This is a genomic window from Lacticaseibacillus thailandensis DSM 22698 = JCM 13996, from assembly GCF_001312865.1.
GTDB classification, from domain to species: Bacteria; Bacillota; Bacilli; order Lactobacillales; family Lactobacillaceae; genus Lacticaseibacillus; species Lacticaseibacillus thailandensis.
In genome coordinates this window covers 44,508-66,978 of the sequence record NZ_BBER01000004.1, presented here as the reverse complement: position 1 = coordinate 66,978, position 22,471 = coordinate 44,508, and the positions used below count along the sequence as shown (strand labels likewise).

General features: G+C 54.1%; 18 protein-coding genes, 8 pseudogenes and 1 riboswitch. Of the genes and pseudogenes, 23 read left to right on the top strand and 3 right to left on the bottom strand.

Translation table 11 applies throughout. From position 1 onward, the window contains the following. Positions 1–8 precede the first annotated feature (8 nt). The 18 genes and pseudogenes from JCM13996_RS06790 (at position 9) to JCM13996_RS06715 (ending at position 12,292) form a co-directional block, all read left to right on the top strand. Positions 9–278: a DUF2508 family protein gene (locus tag JCM13996_RS06790; RefSeq protein ID WP_054750558.1), complete on the top strand. Its 270-nt coding sequence runs from the start codon at positions 9–11 to the stop codon at positions 276–278. A 153-nt stretch (positions 279–431) separates the two neighbouring features. Further along, entirely contained in the window at positions 432–1,079 is a 648-nt protein-coding gene (gene tmk, locus JCM13996_RS06785) for a dTMP kinase (protein WP_054750557.1), read from the top strand. Between the two features lie 21 nt (positions 1,080–1,100). Continuing rightward, a pseudogene (gene darA, locus JCM13996_RS06780) lies at positions 1,101–1,429 on the top strand (cyclic di-AMP receptor DarA). Then, a complete protein-coding gene (locus tag JCM13996_RS12475) occupies positions 1,429–1,593 on the top strand; it encodes a DNA polymerase III delta subunit-related protein (protein WP_082383865.1) in 165 nt (54 codons plus the stop codon). The pseudogene darA and the gene JCM13996_RS12475 overlap by 1 nt, the downstream one beginning before the upstream one ends. A 46-nt stretch (positions 1,594–1,639) precedes the next feature. Continuing rightward, positions 1,640–1,831, top strand: a complete 192-nt coding sequence (locus JCM13996_RS12470) for a DNA polymerase III delta subunit-related protein (protein ID WP_054750556.1) — start codon at positions 1,640–1,642, stop codon at positions 1,829–1,831. Between the two features lie 16 nt (positions 1,832–1,847). After that, positions 1,848–2,327: a hypothetical protein gene (locus tag JCM13996_RS12465; RefSeq protein WP_054750555.1), complete on the top strand. Its 480-nt coding sequence runs from the start codon at positions 1,848–1,850 to the stop codon at positions 2,325–2,327. 87 nt (positions 2,328–2,414) lie between these two features. Beyond that, on the top strand, positions 2,415–2,780 hold the full coding sequence (locus JCM13996_RS06765; RefSeq protein ID WP_054750554.1) for a DNA replication initiation control protein YabA: 366 nt from the start codon (positions 2,415–2,417) through the stop codon (positions 2,778–2,780). A 58-nt stretch (positions 2,781–2,838) separates the two neighbouring features. Then, positions 2,839–3,727, top strand: a pseudogene (rsmI, locus tag JCM13996_RS06760) (16S rRNA (cytidine(1402)-2'-O)-methyltransferase). A 20-nt stretch (positions 3,728–3,747) separates the two neighbouring features. Further along, on the top strand, positions 3,748–4,488 hold the full coding sequence (locus tag JCM13996_RS06755; RefSeq protein ID WP_054750553.1) for an acyl-[acyl-carrier-protein] thioesterase: 741 nt from the start codon (positions 3,748–3,750) through the stop codon (positions 4,486–4,488). Between the two features lie 48 nt (positions 4,489–4,536). Next, positions 4,537–4,642, top strand: a riboswitch (THF riboswitch). Between the two features lie 128 nt (positions 4,643–4,770). Next, positions 4,771–5,292, top strand: coding sequence for a folate family ECF transporter S component (locus JCM13996_RS06750; protein WP_054750552.1), 522 nt, complete (start codon positions 4,771–4,773; stop codon positions 5,290–5,292). 239 nt (positions 5,293–5,531) lie between these two features. After that, positions 5,532–6,250: pseudogene (tsaB, locus tag JCM13996_RS06745) on the top strand (tRNA (adenosine(37)-N6)-threonylcarbamoyltransferase complex dimerization subunit type 1 TsaB). Then, positions 6,234–6,803: a ribosomal protein S18-alanine N-acetyltransferase gene (gene rimI / locus JCM13996_RS06740; protein ID WP_054750551.1), complete on the top strand. Its 570-nt coding sequence runs from the start codon at positions 6,234–6,236 to the stop codon at positions 6,801–6,803. Before tsaB ends, rimI begins: the two are co-directional and overlap by 17 nt. Next, complete coding sequence (gene tsaD / locus JCM13996_RS06735) at positions 6,800–7,834, top strand: tRNA (adenosine(37)-N6)-threonylcarbamoyltransferase complex transferase subunit TsaD (RefSeq protein ID WP_054750550.1); 1,035 nt, start codon at positions 6,800–6,802, stop codon at positions 7,832–7,834. The genes rimI and tsaD overlap by 4 nt, the downstream gene beginning before the upstream one ends. A gap of 299 nt (positions 7,835–8,133) precedes the next feature. Beyond that, positions 8,134–9,475, top strand: a pseudogene (locus tag JCM13996_RS13195) (dihydrolipoyl dehydrogenase family protein). A 279-nt stretch (positions 9,476–9,754) separates the two neighbouring features. Further along, positions 9,755–10,615 carry a helix-turn-helix domain-containing protein gene (locus tag JCM13996_RS06725; RefSeq protein ID WP_054750549.1) on the top strand — a complete coding sequence of 287 codons (861 nt, stop codon included), beginning with the start codon at positions 9,755–9,757 and terminating at the stop codon, positions 10,613–10,615. Between the two features lie 65 nt (positions 10,616–10,680). Next, the gene (locus JCM13996_RS06720) at positions 10,681–11,244 is read left to right on the top strand and encodes an HAD-IIB family hydrolase (RefSeq protein ID WP_054750548.1); all 564 of its coding nucleotides are present in this window, start codon (positions 10,681–10,683) and stop codon (positions 11,242–11,244) included. After that, a pseudogene (locus JCM13996_RS12925) lies at positions 11,201–11,508 on the top strand (HAD hydrolase family protein). Before JCM13996_RS06720 ends, JCM13996_RS12925 begins: the two are co-directional and overlap by 44 nt. After that, the gene (locus tag JCM13996_RS06715; protein ID WP_054750547.1) at positions 11,495–12,292 is read left to right on the top strand and encodes a Cof-type HAD-IIB family hydrolase; all 798 of its coding nucleotides are present in this window, start codon (positions 11,495–11,497) and stop codon (positions 12,290–12,292) included. The pseudogene JCM13996_RS12925 and the gene JCM13996_RS06715 overlap by 14 nt, the downstream one beginning before the upstream one ends. A gap of 123 nt (positions 12,293–12,415) precedes the next feature. Here JCM13996_RS06715 and JCM13996_RS06710 read toward each other — a convergent pair. Then, positions 12,416–14,375, bottom strand: a pseudogene (locus tag JCM13996_RS06710) (ABC-F family ATP-binding cassette domain-containing protein). A gap of 396 nt (positions 14,376–14,771) precedes the next feature. On the opposite strand from JCM13996_RS06710, the gene JCM13996_RS06705 reads away from it, so the two are divergent. The 5 genes and pseudogenes from JCM13996_RS06705 (at position 14,772) to kimA (ending at position 20,429) form a co-directional block, all read left to right on the top strand. After that, on the top strand, positions 14,772–15,413 hold the full coding sequence (locus JCM13996_RS06705) for a redox-sensing transcriptional repressor Rex (protein WP_054750546.1): 642 nt from the start codon (positions 14,772–14,774) through the stop codon (positions 15,411–15,413). A 182-nt stretch (positions 15,414–15,595) separates the two neighbouring features. Beyond that, a complete protein-coding gene (groES, locus tag JCM13996_RS06700; RefSeq protein WP_054651334.1) occupies positions 15,596–15,883 on the top strand; it encodes a co-chaperone GroES in 288 nt (95 codons plus the stop codon). 36 nt (positions 15,884–15,919) lie between these two features. Then, positions 15,920–17,555 (top strand): annotated as a pseudogene (gene groL / locus JCM13996_RS06695) (chaperonin GroEL). 271 nt (positions 17,556–17,826) lie between these two features. Next, positions 17,827–18,396, top strand: a complete 570-nt coding sequence (locus JCM13996_RS06690) for an LOG family protein (protein WP_054750545.1) — start codon at positions 17,827–17,829, stop codon at positions 18,394–18,396. Positions 18,397–18,590: 194 nt separating this feature from the next. Continuing rightward, positions 18,591–20,429: a potassium transporter KimA gene (kimA, locus tag JCM13996_RS06685; protein WP_054750544.1), complete on the top strand. Its 1,839-nt coding sequence runs from the start codon at positions 18,591–18,593 to the stop codon at positions 20,427–20,429. A 489-nt stretch (positions 20,430–20,918) separates the two neighbouring features. Here the strand turns inward: kimA and JCM13996_RS11815 are convergent, their stop codons facing one another. Both JCM13996_RS11815 and JCM13996_RS11810 read right to left on the bottom strand, forming a co-directional pair. Further along, the gene (locus JCM13996_RS11815; protein ID WP_175577028.1) at positions 20,919–21,683 is read right to left on the bottom strand and encodes an ABC transporter ATP-binding protein; all 765 of its coding nucleotides are present in this window, start codon (positions 21,681–21,683) and stop codon (positions 20,919–20,921) included. Next, positions 21,660–22,463, bottom strand: a pseudogene (locus JCM13996_RS11810) (ABC transporter permease subunit); the annotation flags it as partial. The pseudogene JCM13996_RS11810 and the gene JCM13996_RS11815, both read right to left, overlap by 24 nt. Positions 22,464–22,471 lie beyond the last annotated feature (8 nt).

The following is a 22,471-nucleotide window of genomic DNA, read 5'->3' as shown; positions in this document are numbered from 1 at the left end:
TGGAATGTTTGGACGCAAAAAAAACCAGCGCTAAGTTGCAGCACGACGCAGAATTACTGGAATTGATTTACGCGGTACGCGACCAGAGTGCGCGGGCCCACAAGATTTTGAATAATTCGACTGAGGGGGCTACAGATCTGCGGCAACAAGCGCAGGTGGAACTGCAGGAGGGGCTGTTTGACTTCCTGCACCGCCAAGCGCGCACCCGTAAGGTTTCGGGCCAACAGGTCGAGGATTTTTCGGTGCGGTACAATTTGGAGCGCAAGCAGTTGCGCTAGAATCCTTTCAAGCAGGCTAACCAGCCTGCTTTTTTTATTTTTAATGTTTCTCTCGTGCCCGATTTGGTAGGCTCCGCTACTCCCCCGGGTCCCCGTGCGGCTTTGCCCTGATTGGCTAATTACAGTAGAATAGGCGACAAAGGGGTTGTTGACGTGACTGGTGTATTTATCACATTTGAGGGACCCGATGGTGCGGGAAAGGACAGCGTTCTGCTGCGGGTAGTGCCCGCGTTAGCTGCGCACCTGCGCGTGCCGTTGGTGGAAACCCGCGAGCCTGGTGGGGCCCGAATTTCCGAACGCATCCGGGACCTAATTTTGGACCCGGATAATACCGAGATGGATCCCCGGACGGAGGCCATTTTGTACGCGGCGTCGCGTCGACAACACTTAGTCGAGAAAATTCGGCCAGCGTTGGCAGCGGGTAAAGTCGTAATTTGTGACCGCTTTGTGGATAGCTCCATCGCCTACCAGGGTGCTGGCCGCGGTATTGGCGAGGCAGCCGTTGCCGCCCTTAACGATTTTGCAACGGAGGGCCTCAAACCGGACTTAACGGTTTACCTAGACGTGCCGGCCAGTGTTGGCTTAGCGCGAATTAATGCGCACCGTCGGGATACACAATACGACCGACTCGACCAGGAAACGGAGAGTTTCCACGACCGGGTGCGGACAGCGTACCTAAAGTTGGCAGCGGCTAATCCGCAGCGAATCAAGACCATCGATGCGACCCAGGCACTGGACCAAGTTTGTGCCGACACGCTAGCGGTACTGCAGCAATATCTCGTCAATTACTGGCAGGAATAATTAGGGCTGAGGGGGAAAACCATGAAGTTAATTTTGGCAATTGTGCAGGATAAGGATGCAACTAATCTCAGTGCGGCGTTTGTAGACGCAACGTGCGGGCTACGAAGCTGAGTACCACCGGCGGTTTCTTAAAGGCTGGTAACACAACGTTTATCGTCGGTATTGAAGACGAACGGGTCGACGAAGTGCTCGATATCATTAAGGACAACGGTGAAACGCGGGAACAGTTTATGACGCCGCCAATCATGAACGTGGAAACGGCGGAAGCCGGCCAGTCGTACCCCATTGAGGTGCAAGTGGGCGGGGCAACCGTCTTCGTGATGCCAGTTGAGTCCTTCCACCAGTTCTAATGGCAACGGCAGAGATCAACCAGTTGCAACCGGGACTGGTACAGCAATTTCAAAACGTGATTCAGCACGACCGGTTATCACAGGCGTACGTGTTTGTCGGCCCCCGAGGTAGTGGCCCCAACGCACTGGCACGATGGCTAGCCCAGCGCCTTTTTTTGTACTAACCTACAGGGGGGACAACCCTGTGGCGAATGCGCTGAGTGCCAACGGGTGCTGACGGGGAACCATACTGATGTGCTCACCATTCGGCCGGAGGGCACGACGGTGAAAGCTGATGCTGTGCGTGGCTTGAAGGCAGAGATGAGTAAGTCAGGGGTTGAAGGCAATCGGCGTGTGTTCATCATTGAAGATGCGGACCGGATGACCGCCGCCGCGGCGAATAGCTTACTCAAGTTTTTTTGAGGAACCGTACCCAGGGATGTTGATCATTCTGACGACCACCAACCGCAATGGGTTACTACCAACGGTGTTGTCGCGGGCCCAGGTCATCCAGTTTCCGGCTCCGCGGCGTAGAGACGTTGAGGCCCAGTTAGTCAAAGCCGGGGTGGCGGCGAGCCGTGCCGGCGTGGTGGCCCGGATGACGGTTTCGGTTGATGATGGGGTGGCGTTAGCCAATGACGAAGACGTGGCTAAACGGATTCACGTCATGTTGCAACTGGTGGCACGGTTAGCTGCACACGACGAATTGGCCTTCCCGTTTATACAAACGGATGTGGTTAAAGCGTGCCCGGACCGCGATAGCCAACGCCAGTTTGTGCGCTTGTTGGCTTTAGCTACTCGGAAGCCATTAATCGTTGTTACGGTGCAGAGGCGGCGGTGTTCAAACAAGATGCCGGTGTTGCCAAGCTTGCTACATTGCCGGGGGCCACAGTCGCCGCTGGCATGCAAATCGTACTGAACGCGGCGGCCCAGATTGAGAGTAACGTTAATTTTCAGGCAAATATGGAACAAATGGTATTACTAATTTTACGGGGGTAAGTCAGCAATGGCGGATCGGGATGTGTTTGAAGAATTTCAGCAAGCGGCGAATACCGCCGCAACGTTGACGCAAAGGCTGGCAGACCTGCGCGAAGACTTTACTGCGGTGATGGAACAAAACGCCGAATTAAAGATTGAAAATGAGCACCTCCGCGACCGACTCCAAGAGCTGACCGAACCGGACGGGACCCCCAAGCAGCCTGCCACAAAGGGTGGCTTATCGAAGTCCAAGCAAAACCTGGAGAAAATCTATAATGAGGGCTATCACGTGTGTTCGTTCCAGTACGGTTCACGGCGGTTGAACGGTGAACCGTGTGCATTTTGCTCCGCGGTAATTTATGCGGACGCTGATAATGAGCGTAGCAATAAGTGATGGCATTAGGCTGTGGGTACGGGCGGTGCGCCGTGACGGTGTGTTTGGGTCCAAGCCCATTTTTGTTAGAAGGAGTCAGTTATGCAGGTGCAAAAAAAGCTTTGCGCAACACGATACGGGGACGCTGTTCCTAGTACCTACGCCGATTGGTAACCTCGACGATATGACGGTGCGCGCCATTGATACGTTGCGGTCGGTAGATCTGATTGCGGCCGAAGATACGCGCCATACCGGCCAGTTGTTGAGCCACTTTGACATCGAGACCCGGCAGATCAGTTTTCATGAGCACAATACGCAGCAGCGTATTCCCGAGCTTCTGGAAAAGTTGCGTGCGGGCACCAACATTGCGCAGGTCAGTGATGCGGGCATGCCGTCCATTAGCGACCCGGGGACGGAGCTGGTGGCCGCGGCCACCCAGGCGGGAATTCCCGTGGTGCCGCTCCCCGGGCCGAATGCCGGGTTAACGGCGCTAATTGCTTCGGGATTGGCCCCCCAGCCGTTCACGTTTTACGGCTTTTTACCGCGTAAAGTCACTGAACAGGCTGCCACGTTGACTAATTGGGTACACCACCCAACCACGCTCATTTTTTACGAGGCACCGCACCGGTTGGGCAAAACGCTAACCACAATGGCGCAGGTGTTCGGTGATGAGCGGCAAGCGGTCGTGGCGCGGGAATTAACCAAAAAAATTTGAGGAGTTTAACCGGGGCACGCTGGGTGAATTGCAAGCGGTGGCGGCTAATCCGCGCGGTGAGTACGTGATTCTCATCGCTCCTGGTGATGGGCAGCTACCTGTTAGTGCTCCGCAAGCGACCGGCACGGTCACGGAGCAAGTACAAGCCGCGATTGACGGTGGGTTAGCTCCAAACGCCGCCATCAAGCAAGTGGCTAAGCGCCTGGGGCGGACCCGGCAGTCCGTTTATAATGAATTTCATGATATTCACTAGGTAATCAAGGAGGGTATTGTTTGCGTTATTCAGAGGATTATCAGGTACCGTTCTTCATGGGCACTGCCAACGGGGACATTAGCGTTGCCGACGCCGTTAACATTATGATGCTGGTGTCTGAACACCAACTTGACCAATTAGGGGTCGGGGTGGCCGGCTTAGCTAAATATGGTGCGGGCTGGGTGATTACCCAAAATCAGATGACAATTGAGCGGCTGCCCCGCGTGGACGAGCAGTTGCACGTCTGGACGGAGGCCACGTCTTACAACCGGCTATTGTGCTACCGTACTTATGGGCTCGACGATCAGGATGGGCATACGCTAGCCGAAATTCACAGCACCTGGGTAATGTTTGACCTAACCAAGCGTAAGATGATGCCGATCATTGAAGCGGTGGCCGCGCCTACGGGGGCAGTCAAGAGTGCCAAAGTTGAGCGGTTACCGCGGGTAGCTAAATTCGATGCGGCGGATGGTAGTCGGGACTACCGCGTCCGCTACTTTGACATCGATTTTAACGGGCACGTCAATAACGTCCACTACTTTGACTGGATGTGCGACAGCCTGGGTACCGACTGGTTGCGCCATTACCGGCCGACTAGCGTCAACATTAAGTACGAACAGGAAGTGGGGCCAGACGACGTGACGACGGCGGCTTTCCGGCACGTGGTGGATGCCGCGACGCCAACGACGTTGCACCGTATTTCTACCGGCGACCAGGTCAACGCGATTGCGGAAATTACTTGGGCACCCTTGCCAGCTTAGTGGGGACCATGTTACGCTTAGGCAGTAAGTACTCAACTTACAAAAAAATAAGGAGTAGGTACATACGCGTTAAGTGCTGGTGGAACGGAATGTGAACACCGGACGAAGCCGCTACCGTGGGGTAGAGCGCGATGTATGCACCGCATTCGTCTTAGATTGGGCTACGTCACACCCATTCCGTACCGTGTCGGTGTGCGGCGAGTTGTATTAGCGTCGCGTGTTGGCCTATTGGTCAATGCAGCGTGGTCTGCCCTTAGGCGTCTCCACAAGGAGATGGCTACAATGCAAATATTTAGTTTTCGTTCGCCACGTTTGAATACGCGGTCGATGGTGTTCTTGGCGCTACTGATGGCGCTGGAATTGGTGCTCGCCCGGTTCTCGATTGGGACCGAGTTTTTGAAAGTCAGCCCGGCGTTCATTGCGACGGCCTTAATGGGCTACTACTTTGGTCCCTGGTGGGCAGCGGGGGCAGCAATCATCCTGGATCAGGTTGGTTTTGTCCTGTTCGGTAGTGGCGCTGACTTTTTAGGTTACACGTTATCGGCAGCGGTGGCTGCCGCAATTTACGGAATCTTGTTTCACGACCATAGTGCCAGCATTTGGCGCGTGGTGGTGGCCACGGTTTTGGTCATTGTGTTAGTCAATGTGGTGATGGGGACTTGGTGGCTGGTGCTGATGGGGTTTGACCTCAAAGTGATCCTGTGGCCCCGGGTCATCAAGAACTTAATTGAGCTACCGATTCAGGCAGTGTTGATTTACGGGGTGCTCAAAGGGGTGACCGCGGTGCGGCCGTCACTCGCATAAAGTTGATTTGTTATTGAGTAAGGAAAGTCTTGTTGGACTTTCCTTTTTTGATGGCGGCCGCGGTGCGTGCGGCTATTGTAGGTACAGTAGTGATCACAGTGGACTGGCCCACCAAGTCTCAGCAGTTTGGCACTAACCGCGCTACTTTGCGTATGTGCCAGCAGGGTTGCCTGCCGCAAGGAAGAGTGGTTGTGTTAAACTAAGTGCAAATATCTTTGTGCAAAGGGGGGAGAAGTAAAATGAAAATTTTAGCGATCGATACGTCGAATAAAGCCATGAGCGTCGCGGTGACTGCTAACAATGAGGTACTTGCCGAGACCACATTGAATCATGCCCGCTCACATAGCGGGCAATTGTTACCCACAATTGAGCAGCTTATGCAGCAGAGTGGCTTGCAGCCCAGTGATCTGGATCGGGTCGTTGTTGCTGCCGGACCTGGCAGTTATACCGGCCTGCGAATTGGGGTAACGACGGCAAAGACCCTGGCGTACACGGAGGATATTCAGCTCGTCGGCGTGTCAAGTCTGGCTGTTTTGGCGGCCAACGTGCATGACACGGAAGCCTGATTGTGCCCATGATGGACGCGCGGCGCAACAACGTGTTTGCTGGTGGCTACCAGTGGGTTGACGGCCGCTTGCGCAACGTCATTCAGGACCGGCACATTGCGGTGCCCACACTCATTGCTGAGGTGCAAGCACTGCGGCAGCCGGCCATCTTTATTGGCGCGACGCCAACCATGCGGGAAGAAATCCTCGCCCAGCTGGGACATGGCGCCCGTTTTGCAGACGACATTGCGGCGTTGCCACGCGGAAGTCGGTTGGCCCAACTGGGAACGTTATTGCCGCCAGTTGATGTGGACAGCTTTGTACCGCGCTATTTGCGGGTCACCGAAGCCGAACGTAATTGGCTAAAAACGCATGATAATCAAGGATCTGAGCATTATGTGGAAAAGGTTTAAGGTGTGGTTTGACCAGTTGAATACATCAGCACTAGCCTTTAGCGCCCGCACGATCACCGTGAGCGACGTGGAAATTATTTTGCGCCAAATGACGGCGGCCGACATTGGTGCAGCTTTGGATATTGAGCGGGACGTTTACGGGGATACCCCCTGGGATCGGTTTGTCTTTCTGTCTGAACTGCAGAAAGTCCATTCGCGGCTGTACGTGGTGGCCGTAAACATGGCAGGGCGTGTCGTGGCCTTTATCGGTGCGTCATTTCATGGTGCGGATTCGCACATCACAAATCTGGCAGTAGCGTCCGATTGCCAGCGGCACGGCTTGGGCAAAGCCATGTTGCAGGCGATGATGGCCGTGGCGGAGAAGCGTCATGCGGCGCGGATGACCCTGGAGGTACGCACGGATAATGCCAATGCCCAGCAACTGTATCGCAGTCTGGGCTTTCGTGACGGCCGGATCAAACGCAATTACTATGCGTCCACGCACCAAGACGCGTTGGATATGCAACTGGACTTATCACCGGCCTGTGCGGAGATGGAGCAAGGAAAAGTATGAGTAAACACGAACTAATTTTGTCGTTTGAATCTAGCTGTGACGAGACGTCAGTAGCTGTCATTCAAGATGGCAACAAGATATTAAGCAACATTATTGCAACGCAGATCAACAGCCACAAACGCTTTGGCGGGGTCGTACCGGAGGTGGCTAGTCGCCACCACGTAGAGCAAATTACCATGATCATCGATGATGCGTTACGCACCGCGCGGGTCGGTTATGACGACCTTGACGCGGTGGCGGTGACGTATGGTCCCGGACTGGTGGGTTCGCTCTTAGTCGGGGTGACGGCTGCGAAGACAATTGCTTACGCGCACCACTTACCGTTGATCCCGGTCAACCACATGGCCGGACATATCTACGCCGCTGCGTTTGTCACTACTTTGCAGTACCCATTCCTGGCCTTGATGGTGTCGGGTGGCCACACGGAAATCGTCTACGTGGACGCGCCCGGTTCGTTTCACGTGATCGGTGAAACCCGGGACGACGCTGCGGGTGAAGCGTACGACAAAGTCGGCCGCATCCTGGGCATTAACTATCCGGCGGGCAAGGAAATGGATGCGTTGGCCCACAAGGGTCACGATACGTTCAACTTCCCGCGGGCCATGATGCATGAGGACAACTTGGACTTTAGCTTTAGTGGGCTTAAGTCGGCGTTTATCAACACGGTGCACCACGTGGACCAAGTTGGTGACCAGTTGGACCGGGCGGACTTAGCGGCTAGTTTCCAGGCGGCCGTGGTGGACGTACTGGTTGATAAGACGTTGCGTGCGCTGACCACTCACCCCGTGAAGCAGCTGATCGTCGCTGGTGGGGTGGCGGCTAACCAGGGTCTCCGTGAGGCGTTGAACAGCGTGATGGCGGTGCGGTTTCCCGACACCGAGATGGTCTTTCCACCGTTGCGCCTGTGTGGCGATAACGGGGCGATGGTCGGCGCGGCGGCTCACATTGAGTGGGCTAAGGGTGTTACGGCGGGTCCCGATTTGAACGCGGTACCGAACTTAGACTTTGAGCGAGTGGCGCCCCGCGGTTAGAAGGAGATAGCGTCAAGCAACCAACCAGCCAACCCGCTGTGGGCCGGAAAGTTGACCGTAATAGGGTGCAGCGCGTTGCACCATACCCAATCAATGACAATTAAACGTACCAAATAAATAGCGGTATCCCCTAATGCGTACCTGGCTCATGCTCAGTACCTGCGCAGGTGATGCCGCTTTTTGTGTACAATAATGTTTCATTACCATGGTGGCGCTTGCAATCTGTTAGGTAAGCACTAATAATTAAATAGTAAGTGGCAAGATTGCCACGCGACTTTGCGTTGAAATGGAGGTTGACTATGACCAAGTATGATTATGACGTCGTGATTATCGGTGCCGGTCCTGGTGGCTTGGCGGCCGCATACGGTTTGGCGGCGCAACAGCACGTCCTGGTGGTGGAAAACAATTTGTGGGGCGGAACTTGCCCTAACTTTGGTTGTGATCCGAAGAAGATGCTTTACGGCGTGGTGGAGGCGCAACGTCAGGTGCGGCGTTACCAGGGTAGCGGCCTGGACGGGCAGCCGCGGGTCAACTGGGCACAGATGATGGCCTTCAAGCGTAGCTACACCGACGGCGTGCCGGTTGGGACTGAGCAGGGACTGACGCAGGCCGGAATCGACCATCTGCACGGGACCGCCACTTTCCGTGATGCACATACCCTGGTGGTGGGCGACCGGACGGTTACGACGGACAAAGTCGTGGTGGCAACCGGCGCCCACGCGAACATTACTGACATCCCGGGGCACGAATTGTTGGCGACTAGCACCGATTTTTTTGGCGCTCGCTGACCGGCCACAGAGCATCGGTTTCATTGGTGCCGGGTATGTGGCCGTTGAGCTGGCCAATATTGCTGCGGAAGCAGGCGTGACCGTGCACATTTTCCAACACAACCGGCGCCTTTTACGTGCCTTTCCAGAGGAGTACGCTGCGCGCGTAGCTAACCAGCTCCAGGACAAAGGCGTCCAGTGGCACTGGGATACCAGTATCACGAGTGTGCGTGCCGGTGCTGACCAGGGCGTGATTGCCACTACTGACCACGGTGACGATGTGACGTTGGATCTACTGGTTGCGGCAGCTGGCCGGGATGCGAATATTGGCAGTTTGAACTTAGAGGCTGCTGGTATTGAGTACAGCCGCCACGGTGTTAAGATCAACGATCACTTGCAAAGTACCGTAGCAAACGTCTTTGCCATTGGGGACGCCGCCGATAAACAGGTGCCGAAATTAACGCCGACCGCGAGTTTTGAAGGGCGCTACGTCGCGGATTTGATTAACGGTGCCACGGCGCCGATTCAGTACCCACCGGTTCCCCACACCGTTTTTGCGGGTCCGGAGTTAGCTCAAGTTGGTTTGTCACTTTCCGCGGCACAGGCAGATTCCGACCGGTACGCCGTGCTGACTCAGGATGTCGGTAGTTGGTACACGTACCACCGTATTCGCGACGACGATGCCCGCGTCACGACGATTACCAATCGTCAGACGGGTTTGTTGGTCGGTGCGGTGGCCTTGGCGACCAACGCGGAGGAACTCATTAATTACTGCACGAGCATAATTACACGGGGCTTGCCGGCCAGTGCATTAAAGCAGTGGATTCCGGTTTACCCGAGTGTTGCGAGTGACTTGGGTTACTTTTACAGCTGATTAAGCGATGATTTATTCTGTTTGTCCCCCTTACCCAGCGCGGTAAGGGGATTTTTTTATCATGCCACGGGCGACCCCAGCGTGTGACTGGTGGCCAACTTCGGTGTCGGCAACGACATTCGGCATTGTGCGGGCTATGGAGCAGGTCCGACGTCGCTGCGTATGATTAAAAGTGCACAAATTTTGTACAGAAGCGGAATTTACCGGGTTGAATGCGCTTGCGTACCCGGCACCGCTTTGGTAACGTTTTGGTGTAGATTGTTGATGGAGGACGCAATTATGAAGATTGTTCACGAGATTGTGCAGACGAACGCAAATTTACCCTTTATGTATTATTTGCACAATGAAGATAGCCGCATTGATGTTGTCCCACATTGGCATCAAGGTATTGAGGTGAACATGTTGGTTGAAGGGATGCCGCTGAAGTTTGTCACGGACGGGGTAACACACCAGTACGTCCCCGGTGATGTGTGGGCGGTCAATTCGCGGGCGGTGCACAGCGCCAGTGGCATCGATCATGGGGGCTGGCGGGAATTCGGCTTTATTATCGATGCGGACTTTATGGCACGGAATTATCCCGACCTTGCTAATTTGGAACTGCAGCTACAGGGATTCGTGGCGGGTACTCCATACCGGGAACTGGTGCACCACATGCAGGAAATGATGGAGTTAACCGATGGCACCAGCGACCCAGCCACCCGCTTTGTGGTGCTGGGGCATTTTTATGCGGTGCTCGGCATCCTCTTTGGGCATTTTGCCCACGCCAAAGTGGCACCCAAGGTCAGTAACAATGCTGGCCTCGTTGACCGCATGATGGGTGCCATTATGCAGCGTTACGCCGAACCCATCACCGGCCGTAGTTTGGCGGCGGAGTTTCATACGTCCTTGACTACCGTAAACTCGCAGTTTAATGACGCCATTCAAATGCCGGTCAGCCGGTACATTCGGCTGGTCCGATTACTCAACGCGCGTAAATTACTGTTATCGACCAACCAGCCGGTGACATTGATTGCCACCGCCTGTGGCTTTAGTAGTGAGAAGACCCTCATGCGTAACTTTAAGCAGTGGAAGGGGGTCACCCCGTCGGTTTATCGGGACCGCTACGCCCGCTACCACCAAAACGAGACCCAACACTTTTAAAAATGTCCCCCAATGTTAACGGTTGCATGGTAAATTGGGTATACAGCCATTACGGAGGGACAAAGATGATTAAACTAATTGCGATTGATGTTGATGATACGCTTCTTGATCCCACATCGAAGTTAAGCGCAGGTAATGCTCAAGCGTTACGGTGGGCCGTACAACAGGGAGTGAAAATTGTTTTGTGCACCGGCCGCCCACTGGTGGGCGTGCAAGACTTTCTGGACGCGATCGGTATTCAGGGCGACGACCAGTACGTGGTGACGTATAACGGTGCGGTGGTCCAAAGTGTGACGGGGCAAATTGTGGTCAGCAATACCCTGACGCGCACCGACTACCTGGACCTGGCCGCGTTTGCTGATGAGCACCGGACCCACTACAATGCGCTCGATCTTGGTGGGCGGATATTTACCGGCAATACGGATGTGGGCGCCGTGACCGTGTTACAGGCCTGGGAAAATCATGCCGGCTTGTCAGTGGTGAACCCACAGGAAGTTGCCGAGGATACCGTCATCCCCAAGTTTCTCTTCGTCGGTCAGGCCGCACACCTGGATCAGATCGTGACACCGTTCAAGGAGCGTTTTGGTGACCGCTTTGCCACCGTGCGGTCGACCCCGATCTTTTTTTGAGGCGTTACAACCAGGTGTGGATAAAGGGACCGCGTTAGCAGCACTTTGTGCACACCTTGGCTTCCAACCCAGTGAGGTGATGGGCATTGGGGATGAGTTTAACGACCTGCCAATGTTCGACTTTGTGGGGACGCTGTCGCCATGGGTAATGGCCGGGCACAAGTGCGGGCCGCAGCCGATTGGGTCACAGCTGATAACGCGCATGATGGTGTGGCCGTGGCGGTGAACAAGTATCTCGGGGGCGCAACGAATGACGGCAATTAAATTAGTGGCAGTGGATATGGATGGGACGTTTCTCAATGACGCCAAGGACTACGACCGGGCCCACTTTGCCCGCATCCACCACGAGTTAGACAAACAGGGTATCCGCTTCGTGGTGGCTAGTGGCAACCAGTATTACCAACTACGGTCATTCTTCCCGGATTACCCAGACACCGTGTATGTGGCCGAGAACGGTGCGTACATCCGCGATGACCACACGGAGTACGCTGTGAACAGTTATTCTCCGGCTGTGGCGGCCACCATTCTGGCACGGTTAGCCACAATTCCAGACATCCACGTGGAAGTTAGTGGAGCTCGTAGTGCGTACGCATTGGTTGATGATGATCCTGACTGGATCGCGCAGATGCGCTTTTACTGTCCGCGTATGCAACTGGTGCCCAGCTTTGACGAATTGCAGGACCAGTTGCTCAAAATCAGCGTGACCTGCGTGCCCGACCAAACGCAGGCGCTGGTTGACCGGTTGCGGCACTTGCTCGCCGGGTTGGCGGTACCGACATCGAGCGGGCACGGCGACATCGACATCATTCAGCCCGGGGTGCATAAAGCGGCGGGGTTACGGCGGCTTGGCCAGGTGCTGGGCATTGACCTGGCACAGATGTGTGCGTTTGGCGACGGCGGCAACGACGTCGAAATGATTGCTGAAGTTGGCCTGGGCGTCGCGATGGCGAACGCAACCGCACCGGTGCAGCGGGTGGCCGCGGCTACGATCAGTGATGATAATAACGCTCAGGGAGTATTAACCTTTCTGGATGGGTTGTTGCAGTGAGTTGTAGCGGAGATCCAGATAAATCACGACCAAAAAGGCAGGTCATGGCGACCTGCCTTTTTGGTGCTAATGTAGTGAAAGTGAATGGAACATTTTACGGCGGGGCTCTTGGTCATTAGCACCTTATTGCTCACTGTCCTCCAGCGCAATGCCGGCTGCTTCCCATTCCGCCTCGGCGTCGGTTAACTTGGCGTCGATCGCATCGACATCCTTTTGCATGTCCTGCAGTTTGACCGCGGCCGTAGCGTTTTCCGGGAGGGCCATTTCGTCGAGAATCGCTTGTTTTTGGGCCTCCAGGTCTTCAATCGTTTTCTCGGCAGCATCGACGCGTCGCTGCAATTTGCGCTGCGCCTTCTGGTCGGCTTTAGCTGCGGCGTAGTCCGCCGCCCCCTGGCTATTGGTGGTTTGCTTCTGCGTGGTCGTGGTACCAAAGACACCTGTGTTGTTGGCTTGCTCGGGGTTGGTGGCCTCCTGTTGCTTTTCCTGGTAGTAATCCCAGTTACCTAACACGATTTCACTGCCGGCCGGACTGAGTACCACTAGGCGGTCCGCCAGGCTGTTGATAAAGTAGCGGTCATGGCTGACGAAGAGTACCGTCCCGTTAAAATCTTCCAGGGCTTGTTCCAGGACCTCTTTGCTGTTGATATCCAAGTGATTGGTCGGTTCGTCCAAGATGAGGAAGTTATCGTGATCCATGGCGAGCTTAGTCATCAACAGGCGCGCTTTTTGCCCCCCTGATAGTGAGGCAACCGTCTTCTCCACGTCGCCGGCGCCCAACAAGAACGCCGCGAGCGCCGAGCGAATATCTTTTTCTGGCGTGGTGGGGTGTTCCTGCCACACTTCTTCCAGGACCGTGTTTTTCGGGTTCAACGAGGCTTGGTCTTGATCGTAGTAACCTGGTTGCACGTTGGCACCGAGTACGGCGTCGCCCTGCAGGAAGGGGATGCGGCCCAGAATACTCTTGAGTAATGTGGATTTGCCCACCCCGTTGGGCCCGACAATGCCGATACGCTCCCCCTTGTTGACGGTAAAGTCGATGGGGCCGGCCATGGGCTCATCGGGTGCGTAGCCAATGGTGGCGTTACGCACCTTGAGGACCTCATTACCGCTACTTTTAGCAGCAGTAAAGTGGAAGTGCGCGGACTGCTCGCCACTTGGCCGCTTCAAACGGTCCATTTTTTTTCGAGCTGCTTGCGCCGACTTTGCGCCTGCTTAGTGGAGCTGGCGCGCACGATGTTTTTGTCGACGAATTCCTGGAGTTTAGCAATTTCTTCTTGCTGTTTGTTGTAAGCCTTCCACGCTTGGTCCAGGTTGGCGGCCCGCTGCTGCCGATACTGGGAGTAGTTGCCGGTGTAGTGCGTGGCACCCCGCGGACTGAGCTCGTAGACTTCGTTGATTGTGTGGTCGAGGAAGTACTGGTCATGGCTGACAATCAAAATGGCGCCCTTATAGCCGCGCAGGTATCCTTCCAACCATCCCAGCGTGTCGATGTCCAAATGGTTGGTAGGTTCATCCAGGATGATTAGGTCGTGGCGTGACAGCAGCATTTTTGCCAACGCTAGACGCTACGTTCACCGCCGGAGAGGGTGCTGATTTGGTCGTGGTAGCGTTCGGGGGCAAAGTTGAACCCCGCTAAAACGTTCCGAATTTCGGCTTCGTAGCCGTAACCATTTTGCTCACGGAAGTCGTTGCTGAGTTGGTCATACTGCTTGAGGGTGGCTGCGTAGGTCGCGTCATCCTTGGCCGTGGCCGGGTCGGCAATCTTGGCTTCTAGCGCGTGCATTTGTTGTTCCATGGCGCGCAGTTCCTTGAAACCATCCAGCATTTCGGCATAAATTTCCTTGCTGGAATCGAGTCCGGAATTTTGGGCCAGGTAACCAATGCTGAGGTTCTTGCGCGTGGTGACCGCTCCGTAGTCCGGTGTGGCAATGCCGGCAATAATTTCGAGTAGCGTGGTCTTGCCGATCCCGTTAGGACCAACCAGGCCGACGCGGCTGTTGTCCTGAATTTGAAGGTTGACGTTTGTAAAGAGGTCGATGCCGTCGAAACTGCGGCCAACTCCCTGTGCCTGCAATAAAATCATGTTTATCTCCTTGCGTGGTGTCGTGGGTGCTGGCACCAGTGTCTCCGTAAAAATAGTTACTTCCAATATAGCATAATCTAGCGGGCTGTTGTCTGGTCACCGTGCCACCAGTGGGCATGGTGCGCTGGGCCAACGTTGCGCTGATAGTGAGCGCAGTGGTTCGTATTGGCCTGGTGATTAACGTGATAAGTTAAACAAAGTGGCTGTAAACTTTCGTTTGGCGATTCGTACAACTGTGAATAGATAAAGGCGGTCGCGGGGCTAATGGTGGTGACGGGTGGGCTAGCAGCAGTATGAATAACCAACAAAAGTCAGGTAATGTTCATGAAAACGCTTGTATTTAGTTGTTAAAGCAGTTAACATGAGCATAGGAAATTACGTATGGGGGGTTAAGGCATGGCTACAGGCAAGATTCCACACGCAACCGCGAAACGGTTGCCGATTTACTATCGTTATCTGAATATCTTGGCGGATGAAGGCGTTGAGCGGATATCGTCACGCGACTTTGCGGAGCGAATCAATATTGATGCCACCACCATTCGCCGGGACTTTGCGTACTTTGGTCAGCTGGGGACGCGTGGCTTTGGTTATAACGTGCAAAGTTTACTGCGGTTCTTCCGGAAGGCTCTGTATCAAGATCACTTGACGCACGTTGCCCTGATTGGGGTCGGTAACCTCGGCCGTGCCTTATTGAAGTACAACTTTCAGCAGACCAACAACATTCGTATTAGTGCGGCGTTTGATACCGACCCGGCCATTACTGGTACCATCCAGAACGGGGTGCCAGTGTATTCCATGACGGACCTGGAGCAACAGATCAAGGACCAACAAATTAAAATCGCCATTTTGGCCACCCCCGTCAGTGCTGCGCAGGAAATTACGGACGCGCTCGTGGAGGCCGGTGTTGAGGGCCTGATGAACTTTTCCGCTACCCGCGTCAACGTGCCCGACACGGTGGACGTTAAGTACATCGACCTGGCCAACGAATTGCAGTCGCTCATCTTCTTTGTCGCGAACCGCGAAGAGCGCACTAACTAAATATTTGTCAATGAGTGCCCCACCAGCAAAACGGTTGCTGGTGGGGTTTTGTGGCCACACTACAGAAAAAGTTAGCACTCCCTGTTGCATTTTGCTAACAACATGGTATAGTAAGAATTGTGTTAGCACTTAGTGTAAACGAGTGCTAAAAATCAATCAAAAAAATTCTTGGAGGGATTATCTTGCTGAAACCATTAGGAGATCGTGTTGTCGTTCAGGTCGAGGAAGAAAAGGAACAAACCGTTGGTGGGATTGTTCTTGCTAACAACGCGAAGGAAAAGCCAACGACTGGTAAGGTAATTGCTGTCGGTGCCGGCGCGACGACACCAGAAGGTAAGCGGCTACCAATGTCCGTTAAGGAAGGCGACGTGATCATGTATGACAAGTACGCCGGCTCCCAAGTGAAGTTTGATGGCGAGGATTACCTGATTCTGCACGACAAAGATATCATGGCAATCGTTGAAGATTAATTCGTGACCAACTAATTACTGAGGTGAATAACAAACATGGCTAAAGACATTAAATTCTCTGAAGATGCACGGGCAGCAATGCTTCGTGGTGTAGATAAGTTAGCAAATACCGTTAAGACCACCATTGGGCCTAAGGGTCGTAACGTGGTTTTGGATAAGGAATATGGTGCACCCGAAATTACTAATGACGGTGTCACGATTGCCAAGTCTATTGACCTGGAAGACCGTTACGAAAACATGGGTGCCAAGTTGGTGGCCGAAGTTGCTTCCAAGACTAACGACATCGCCGGTGATGGTACGACTACTGCTACGGTTTTGGCACAGGCCATCATCCGTGAAGGCATGAAGAACGTCACTGCTGGTGCCAACCCTGTTGGTATCCGCAAAGGTATCGAAGAAGCCACTGACGCTGCTGTTGATGCCCTGCACAAAAACTCCCACAAGGTTTCCAACAAGGACGAAGTTGCGCAAGTTGGTGCCGTTTCTTCCGCGAGTGAAGAAGTTGGTAAGTTGATCGCCGACGCAATGGAAAAGGTTGGTCACGACGGTGTCATCACCATCGAAGAAGGTAAGGGGATCAAGACCGAGCTGTCCGTTGTTGAAGGGATGCAGTTCGACCGTGGCTACCTATCCCAGTACATGGTTACTGACAACGACAAGATGGAAGCCGACTTGGACAACCCGTACATCCTGATTACTGACAAGAAGATCAGTAACATCCAGGACATCCTGCCACTACTGCAGCAAATCGTTCAGCAAGGTAAGTCCCTCCTCATTATTGCCGATGATGTTGACGGCGAAGCACTGCCAACACTGGTACTGAACAAGATTCGTGGTACCTTCAACGTGGTTGCCGTTAAGGCCCTGGTTTTGGTGACCGGCGTAAGGCCCAGCTGCAGGATATTGCCGTACTGACTGGTGCCCAGGTCATTAGTTCTGACATTGGTATGGAACTGAAGGACACGACCCTGGAACAGTTAGGTCAGGCTGGCAAGGTGACGGTAACTAAGGATGATACGACGATTGTTGAAGGCGCTGGTACTAAGGACGCCATCGACGAGCGGGTTGCTACCATCAAGTCTCAGATTGCGGACACGACCAGCGACTTTGACCGTGAGAAGTTGCAGGAACGTCTGGCTAAGTTAGCTGGTGGTGTGGCTGTCATCAATGTTGGTGCCGCTACTGAAACCGAATTGAAGGAACGTAAGTACCGGATCGAAGACGCTTTGAACGCGACCCGTGCCGCCGTTGAGGAAGGTTACGTGGCCGGTGGTGGTACTGCTTTGCTAACGCCATCCCGGCAGTTGCTGCCTTGAAGGAAAGCGGCGACGTCCAGACTGGTATCAACATTGTGCAGCGGGCCCTGGAAGAACCAGTGCGTCAGATTGCCGAGAACGCTGGCCTTGACGGTTCCGTCATTGTTGAGCACCTGAAGAGCCAGAAGGTCGGTGTTGGTTTCAACGCTGCTACTGGTGCTTGGGAAGACTTGGCTAAGAGCGGGATCATCGACCCAACTAAGGTTACCCGTTCCGCACTTCAGAACGCCGCTTCCGTTGCCGCATTGATGTTAACGACTGAAGCCGTTGTGGCTGATATTCCGGACAAGAACGCTAATAACAACGCCGCAGCTGGTGCCGGTGCAGCCGGTGCCGGCATGGGCGGTATGATGTAATCCATTTCCAACACGATTGACGAAGGGCGGCCACCGCGTGGCCGCCCTTTTGTTGTGTAGCCGCGGTCTGCGGCTCGGGTGTCCTGCCAATAGCTGGGGTGGGACCGTAGTCATCGCAACCTGCACCACCACTAGATTGGTTACGGAAATGGGTGTTGGTGTTGCACCCACACTAAGTATACGTTGACATATCGTGCGAAATTGAATTGCGGGGCTAAACCCGCTATAATTGAAGCTCACGGTATGAGTTTATTGAACGGAGATGATGGTTGTGAAGTTATCAGTCTTTTGCGGCTCGCGCTACGGCGTTAAAAAGAGTTATGAACAGGTGGCCCACGCATTGGGGTGGTATCTAGGCAGCCACCACATTGAGTTGGTATACGGCGGATCCGTATCTGGCATCATGGGTACCATTAGTGGTGCCACCCTAGCAGCGGGCGGCGACGTCACGGGTATCTATCCCGATGGCCTCTTTGATTCCGAGCTGCCCCGCCGTAACACCACCCACGCGATTCGGACCAGCACCATCGATGAGCGCAAAAAGCTGTTGATTGAGGAGCCCGACGCGTTCTTAGTCTTTCCTGGCGGCTTTGGCACGCTGGAAGAAATTTCGCAGGCCATCTCCTGGATGACCATCGGCCTGGTGGAAATCAAACCGATTGGGATCTTCAACATGGATAAGTTCTATGATCCGTTAGTGGCCCAACTCCAGGTATTTGTGGATCAGGGCTTTGCCACTGACATCATGTCCCACATTCACGTTTCCGATAATTTTGAAGAACTTGTTCAATCGCTGGACGCCGACCGGCAGGCGTTGGATGCGGCGGTTGCAGTCAAATAATTTTTACCAAAGAGGTGGCATTTGCCGCCTCTTTTGCGTATTGTAAGGATAGAGACACCAAATTTTGGTGCCAATGCGGTTTGTTAGTGGTATATTAATGCTTATGTCGTGCCCGGTAGGCCGGGTACAGTTGGGGGGCAGGCGACCAGATACGTTGCCGTGCCCTGCATTTCTGAATAGGAGTACATAAAGCGATGCATTCACTGAAACGGTTCTTCATCGGACGACCACTGAAGTCGTCCGAAGAAGGCGGGCAGAAGCTGGGTAAGTTAAAAGCACTGGCAATGCTGAGTTCTGATGCGCTGTCGTCAGTGGCGTATGGTACCGAGCAAATTGTGCTGGTGCTGACCACTTTGTCGGCGGCGGCGATTTGGTATTCGTTACCAATTGCGGCGTTCGTCCTGGTGCTATTACTCAGTTTGACCCTGTCGTATCGTCAAATTATTCACGCTTATCCCGGTGGGGGTGGCGCCTACGTGGTGTCCAGCCAAAACCTGGGCCGTAACGCGGGGCTGCTCGCCGGCGGGTCACTGTTGATTGACTACATGTTGACGGTGGCGGTTTCGGTCTCGTCAGGGGCTGAAGCCATTACGTCAGCGATCCCGGCTTTGTATGGTCATGAAGTCACCATCTCACTGGTCATCATCTTCATATTAATGGTAATGAACCTGCGCGGGATGAGCGAGTCGGCGTCCTTCCTGATGGTACCGGTCTACTTATTCGTGGTGTCCATTGTCATCATGATTCTCTGGGGCTTGTACCGCATTGTCAACGGCTCGATTCCGTACGCCGCGCACGCAGCGGTGGGTTCCGTCGTACCAGGTATTACGGCGGCATTAATATTTCGGGCGTTTAGTAGTGGTTCTAGTTCCTTAACTGGGGTGGAAGCCATCAGTAACGCGGTACCGTTCTTCAAGAAACCCCGGGCTAAAAACGCGGCCGGAACGTTAGCCATCATGGCAACGATTCTGGGGTTCTTCTTTGCTGGTATTACGTTTCTCAACTACTGGTACGGCATTGTGCCGGAAGCCAAAGTGACGGTGCTGTCACAGGTGGCCGGCCACACCTTTGGTAACGGTAGCATTATGTACTACGTGATTCAGTTTGCAACGGCCCTGATTTTGGCGGTGGCCGCTAACACTGGTTTTTCGGCCTTCCCCGTCTTGGCCTTTAACCTGGCCAAGGACAAGTACATGCCGCACATGTACATGGACCGTGGGGACCGGCTCGGCTTTTCCAACGGGATCATTACCCTGGCGGTGGGGTCGGCCATCCTGATTGCGATTTTCCATGGTAGCACTGAGCGGCTGATTCCCTTGTACGCGGTTGGCGTGTTCATTCCGTTTACGTTGAGCCAAAGTGGCATGATTCGTCACTGGCTCAAGCGCCGGGGCACGGAAAAGGGCTTGTTTGGTAAAACCCTGGCTAACTTCTCGGGGGCGTTGATTTCCTTTGCTATTCTGGTCATTCTGTTTGTTTACCGTTTGCCAGATATTTGGCCATTTTTCATCATCATGCCGGCGTTGTTGTTCTTGTTTTACAAGATCAAGCACCACTATACAAACGTGGCGGAGCAATTGCGGCTGGAGCGTGACAACGCCAAGCTCCACGAATACAGTGGGAGCACGGTTATCGTGCTGGTTGGTAACGTGACTCGTGTGACGCGGGGGGCGCTCAATTATGCCCAGACGATTGGCGATTACGTAATTGCGATGCACGTGTCGATGGATGAAAACCCGACGAAGGAACACGAGACGCAGACGGAATTCCGGGCAGACTTCCCGGACGTACGCTTTGTGGACGTGCACTCGAGTTATCGGTCAGTACAGGGGCCGGTGATTCGGTTCGTGGATACGATTGCGCGCAACGCCGCCAAGCGTAACTTTACGACGACGGTCCTGATTCCGCAGTTTGTGCCGCGGAAGGGATGGCAGAATATTCTGCACAACCAGACGAACGTCCGGCTCCGGGCGGCGTTCGCGCGGCGTGAGAATATTATCATGGCGACTTACAGTTACCATTTAAAGAAATAATGCGCGCATTAAAAGTGGTAGTATCAGGTACGCCCGCTGAAAGGACCGGTTATGGCCCTTTTGGTGGGCGTACCTTATGCGTTAGTCAGCCCGCGTTTACACATTTGGGCGCCGTCAAGCTGGACGTCAACACTTTTATTGTGGGCGTGGTAACCAATTTAGCCGCTGTACGGGTACAAAAATTTGTTAGCAACAGTTGTGCGTAAGCGCGCCCCGTTGGTTGCCTGGCCTATGACGGTTGGGTCTGGCCACCAGGGAAAAAAAAGCTAATTTTAAACAAGATGTATTGGCTATTTTACCGGGATTAGTGCTGAGGGTGCTAACTTGGTATGTAGGTACGTTGCTGTACAAGTAGGGTAGTTCCAGTCTCGGTTCGTGCTACACGGTTCGGAATTACTCGTCAAAAAAAGCGCCCCAGTAGTGACACGATGACAATCGTGTGTCACTGTTGGGGCGCTTTGTATTGGTATTCAAAGGGGCTACCGTGCCTTACTGGTCCACGTGCCCGTCAAGAATTACGTTCATGATCTCACTGGCCATGGGTGCAATGGCATCGTCAGTACGCGGATAGGCCACGTTGTTGGTACCAGACCAAGCGATTTCGTGGTTCTTGACCACGTAAATCTTGGTGGCCATGCGCACCGCTTCGTTGACGTCATGGGTGACCAAAATAGTGGTCATCTGCCGTTCCTGCCACAATTTGAGGATGAGTTCCTGCATCTTGCGTCGGGTGAGCGCATCGAGGGCGCCAAGCGGTTCGTCCAGCAGCAAGAGTTGTGGATTGGCCATCAGCGCCCGGGCCAGGGCGACACGTTGGCGTTGCCCACCAGATAGCGAGGCGGGATAGGCGTCTGTAAATTCGTCGAGTTCGACCTCGTGCAATAAACGCTGAGCTTCGGCTCGGCGTTGCTTGTTGTTGGTGCGACCAAAGGTGAGGTTGTCCTGCACGGACATCCATGGAAGTAGCCGGTCGTCCTGAAACATGACGCGGCTGTTACCATTGAGACCATCAATGGTGTGCCCCGCCTGGGCAATCACGCCGTCACTGGCTGCTTCTAGGCCCGCAATTAACCGGAGCAGGGTGCTTTTACCACCACCACTCTGGCCAACTAGGGCGACAAACTCGCCAGCCCGAATATCGAGATTGATGTCCCGCAGAACGTGAGCATCACCGTAATACTTGTTGACGTGTTGAATTGTTAATAGGTTATCAGCATTGTGTGCGGCCCCCCCGGCTTGCTGCCATTGCAGCATTGAATTTTCAAGTGACTTGGCGGTCAGGTCGGATGCCTTGCCCAACAGTGCGTAAATGACGATACACATCAAGATGGTCGACATGTCCATAAAGTTTTGCGCGTTGGTCGACATGTAGCCAATACCGGAGCTGGCAGCCAACGTTTCGGCCACAATCAGTGTCGTCCACATGACCCCGAGAGCGTAGCGGACGCCCATTAGGATGGTAGGTAGGGCTCCTGGGAGCAAGATCTTGAAGAACAGTTGCGTCTTACTGAGTTGGTAGGACCGGCCCATCTCGATGAGTTTGGGGTCCACGCTGCGCAGACCGTGGTACGTATTAATGTAAATGGGAAACAATACCCCGATGGCTACTAGGAAAATTTTGGATGATTCGCCCACGCCGAACCACAGGATGACGAGCGGGATCAAGGCCAAGTGGGGGATGTTGCGTAGCATTTGCACCGAAGAATCCAACAGCAAGTTCATGGTCTTGGATAAGCCGGTGCAGAGTGCCAGGATGAAACCGATGATACCACCGATAATAAAGCCGGTTAGGGCCCGGTATAAACTAATCGCTAGGTTTTTCTCCAGGGTGCCAGCTTGCAGGCTTTTCACCGTAGTTTGGACGACACCCCAGGGACTGGGTAAGATTTTGGCGTCAATCCAGCCGACACTCGAGCCCAACTGCCAAAGTAGGATAAGCAGTACCGGGATGGTCCAGGGTAATAGTCGCTGGCGGAGGCCTTTACCCCACCCGGTATGGGTATTGGTTGTCCGGTTCACGCTGATATTTTGCATTTCCATAA

Coding starts and splice junctions, on each gene's coding strand:
- JCM13996_RS12465 (WP_054750555.1), top strand. CDS start 1,848: ATGTTGATCATTCTGACGACCACCAACCGCAATGGGTTACTACCAACG.
- JCM13996_RS06750 (WP_054750552.1), top strand. CDS start 4,771: ATGCAAATATTTAGTTTTCGTTCGCCACGTTTGAATACGCGGTCGATG.
- JCM13996_RS12475 (WP_082383865.1), top strand. CDS start 1,429: ATGGCAACGGCAGAGATCAACCAGTTGCAACCGGGACTGGTACAGCAA.
- kimA (WP_054750544.1), top strand. CDS start 18,591: ATGCATTCACTGAAACGGTTCTTCATCGGACGACCACTGAAGTCGTCC.
- JCM13996_RS06715 (WP_054750547.1), top strand. CDS start 11,495: ATGACGGCAATTAAATTAGTGGCAGTGGATATGGATGGGACGTTTCTC.
- JCM13996_RS11815 (WP_175577028.1), bottom strand. CDS start 21,683: ATGCTGCAATGGCAGCAAGCCGGGGGGGCCGCACACAATGCTGATAAC.
- JCM13996_RS06705 (WP_054750546.1), top strand. CDS start 14,772: ATGGCTACAGGCAAGATTCCACACGCAACCGCGAAACGGTTGCCGATT.
- tsaD (WP_054750550.1), top strand. CDS start 6,800: ATGAGTAAACACGAACTAATTTTGTCGTTTGAATCTAGCTGTGACGAG.
- JCM13996_RS06725 (WP_054750549.1), top strand. CDS start 9,755: ATGAAGATTGTTCACGAGATTGTGCAGACGAACGCAAATTTACCCTTT.
- JCM13996_RS06720 (WP_054750548.1), top strand. CDS start 10,681: ATGATTAAACTAATTGCGATTGATGTTGATGATACGCTTCTTGATCCC.
- rimI (WP_054750551.1), top strand. CDS start 6,234: ATGTGGAAAAGGTTTAAGGTGTGGTTTGACCAGTTGAATACATCAGCA.
- JCM13996_RS06765 (WP_054750554.1), top strand. CDS start 2,415: ATGGCGGATCGGGATGTGTTTGAAGAATTTCAGCAAGCGGCGAATACC.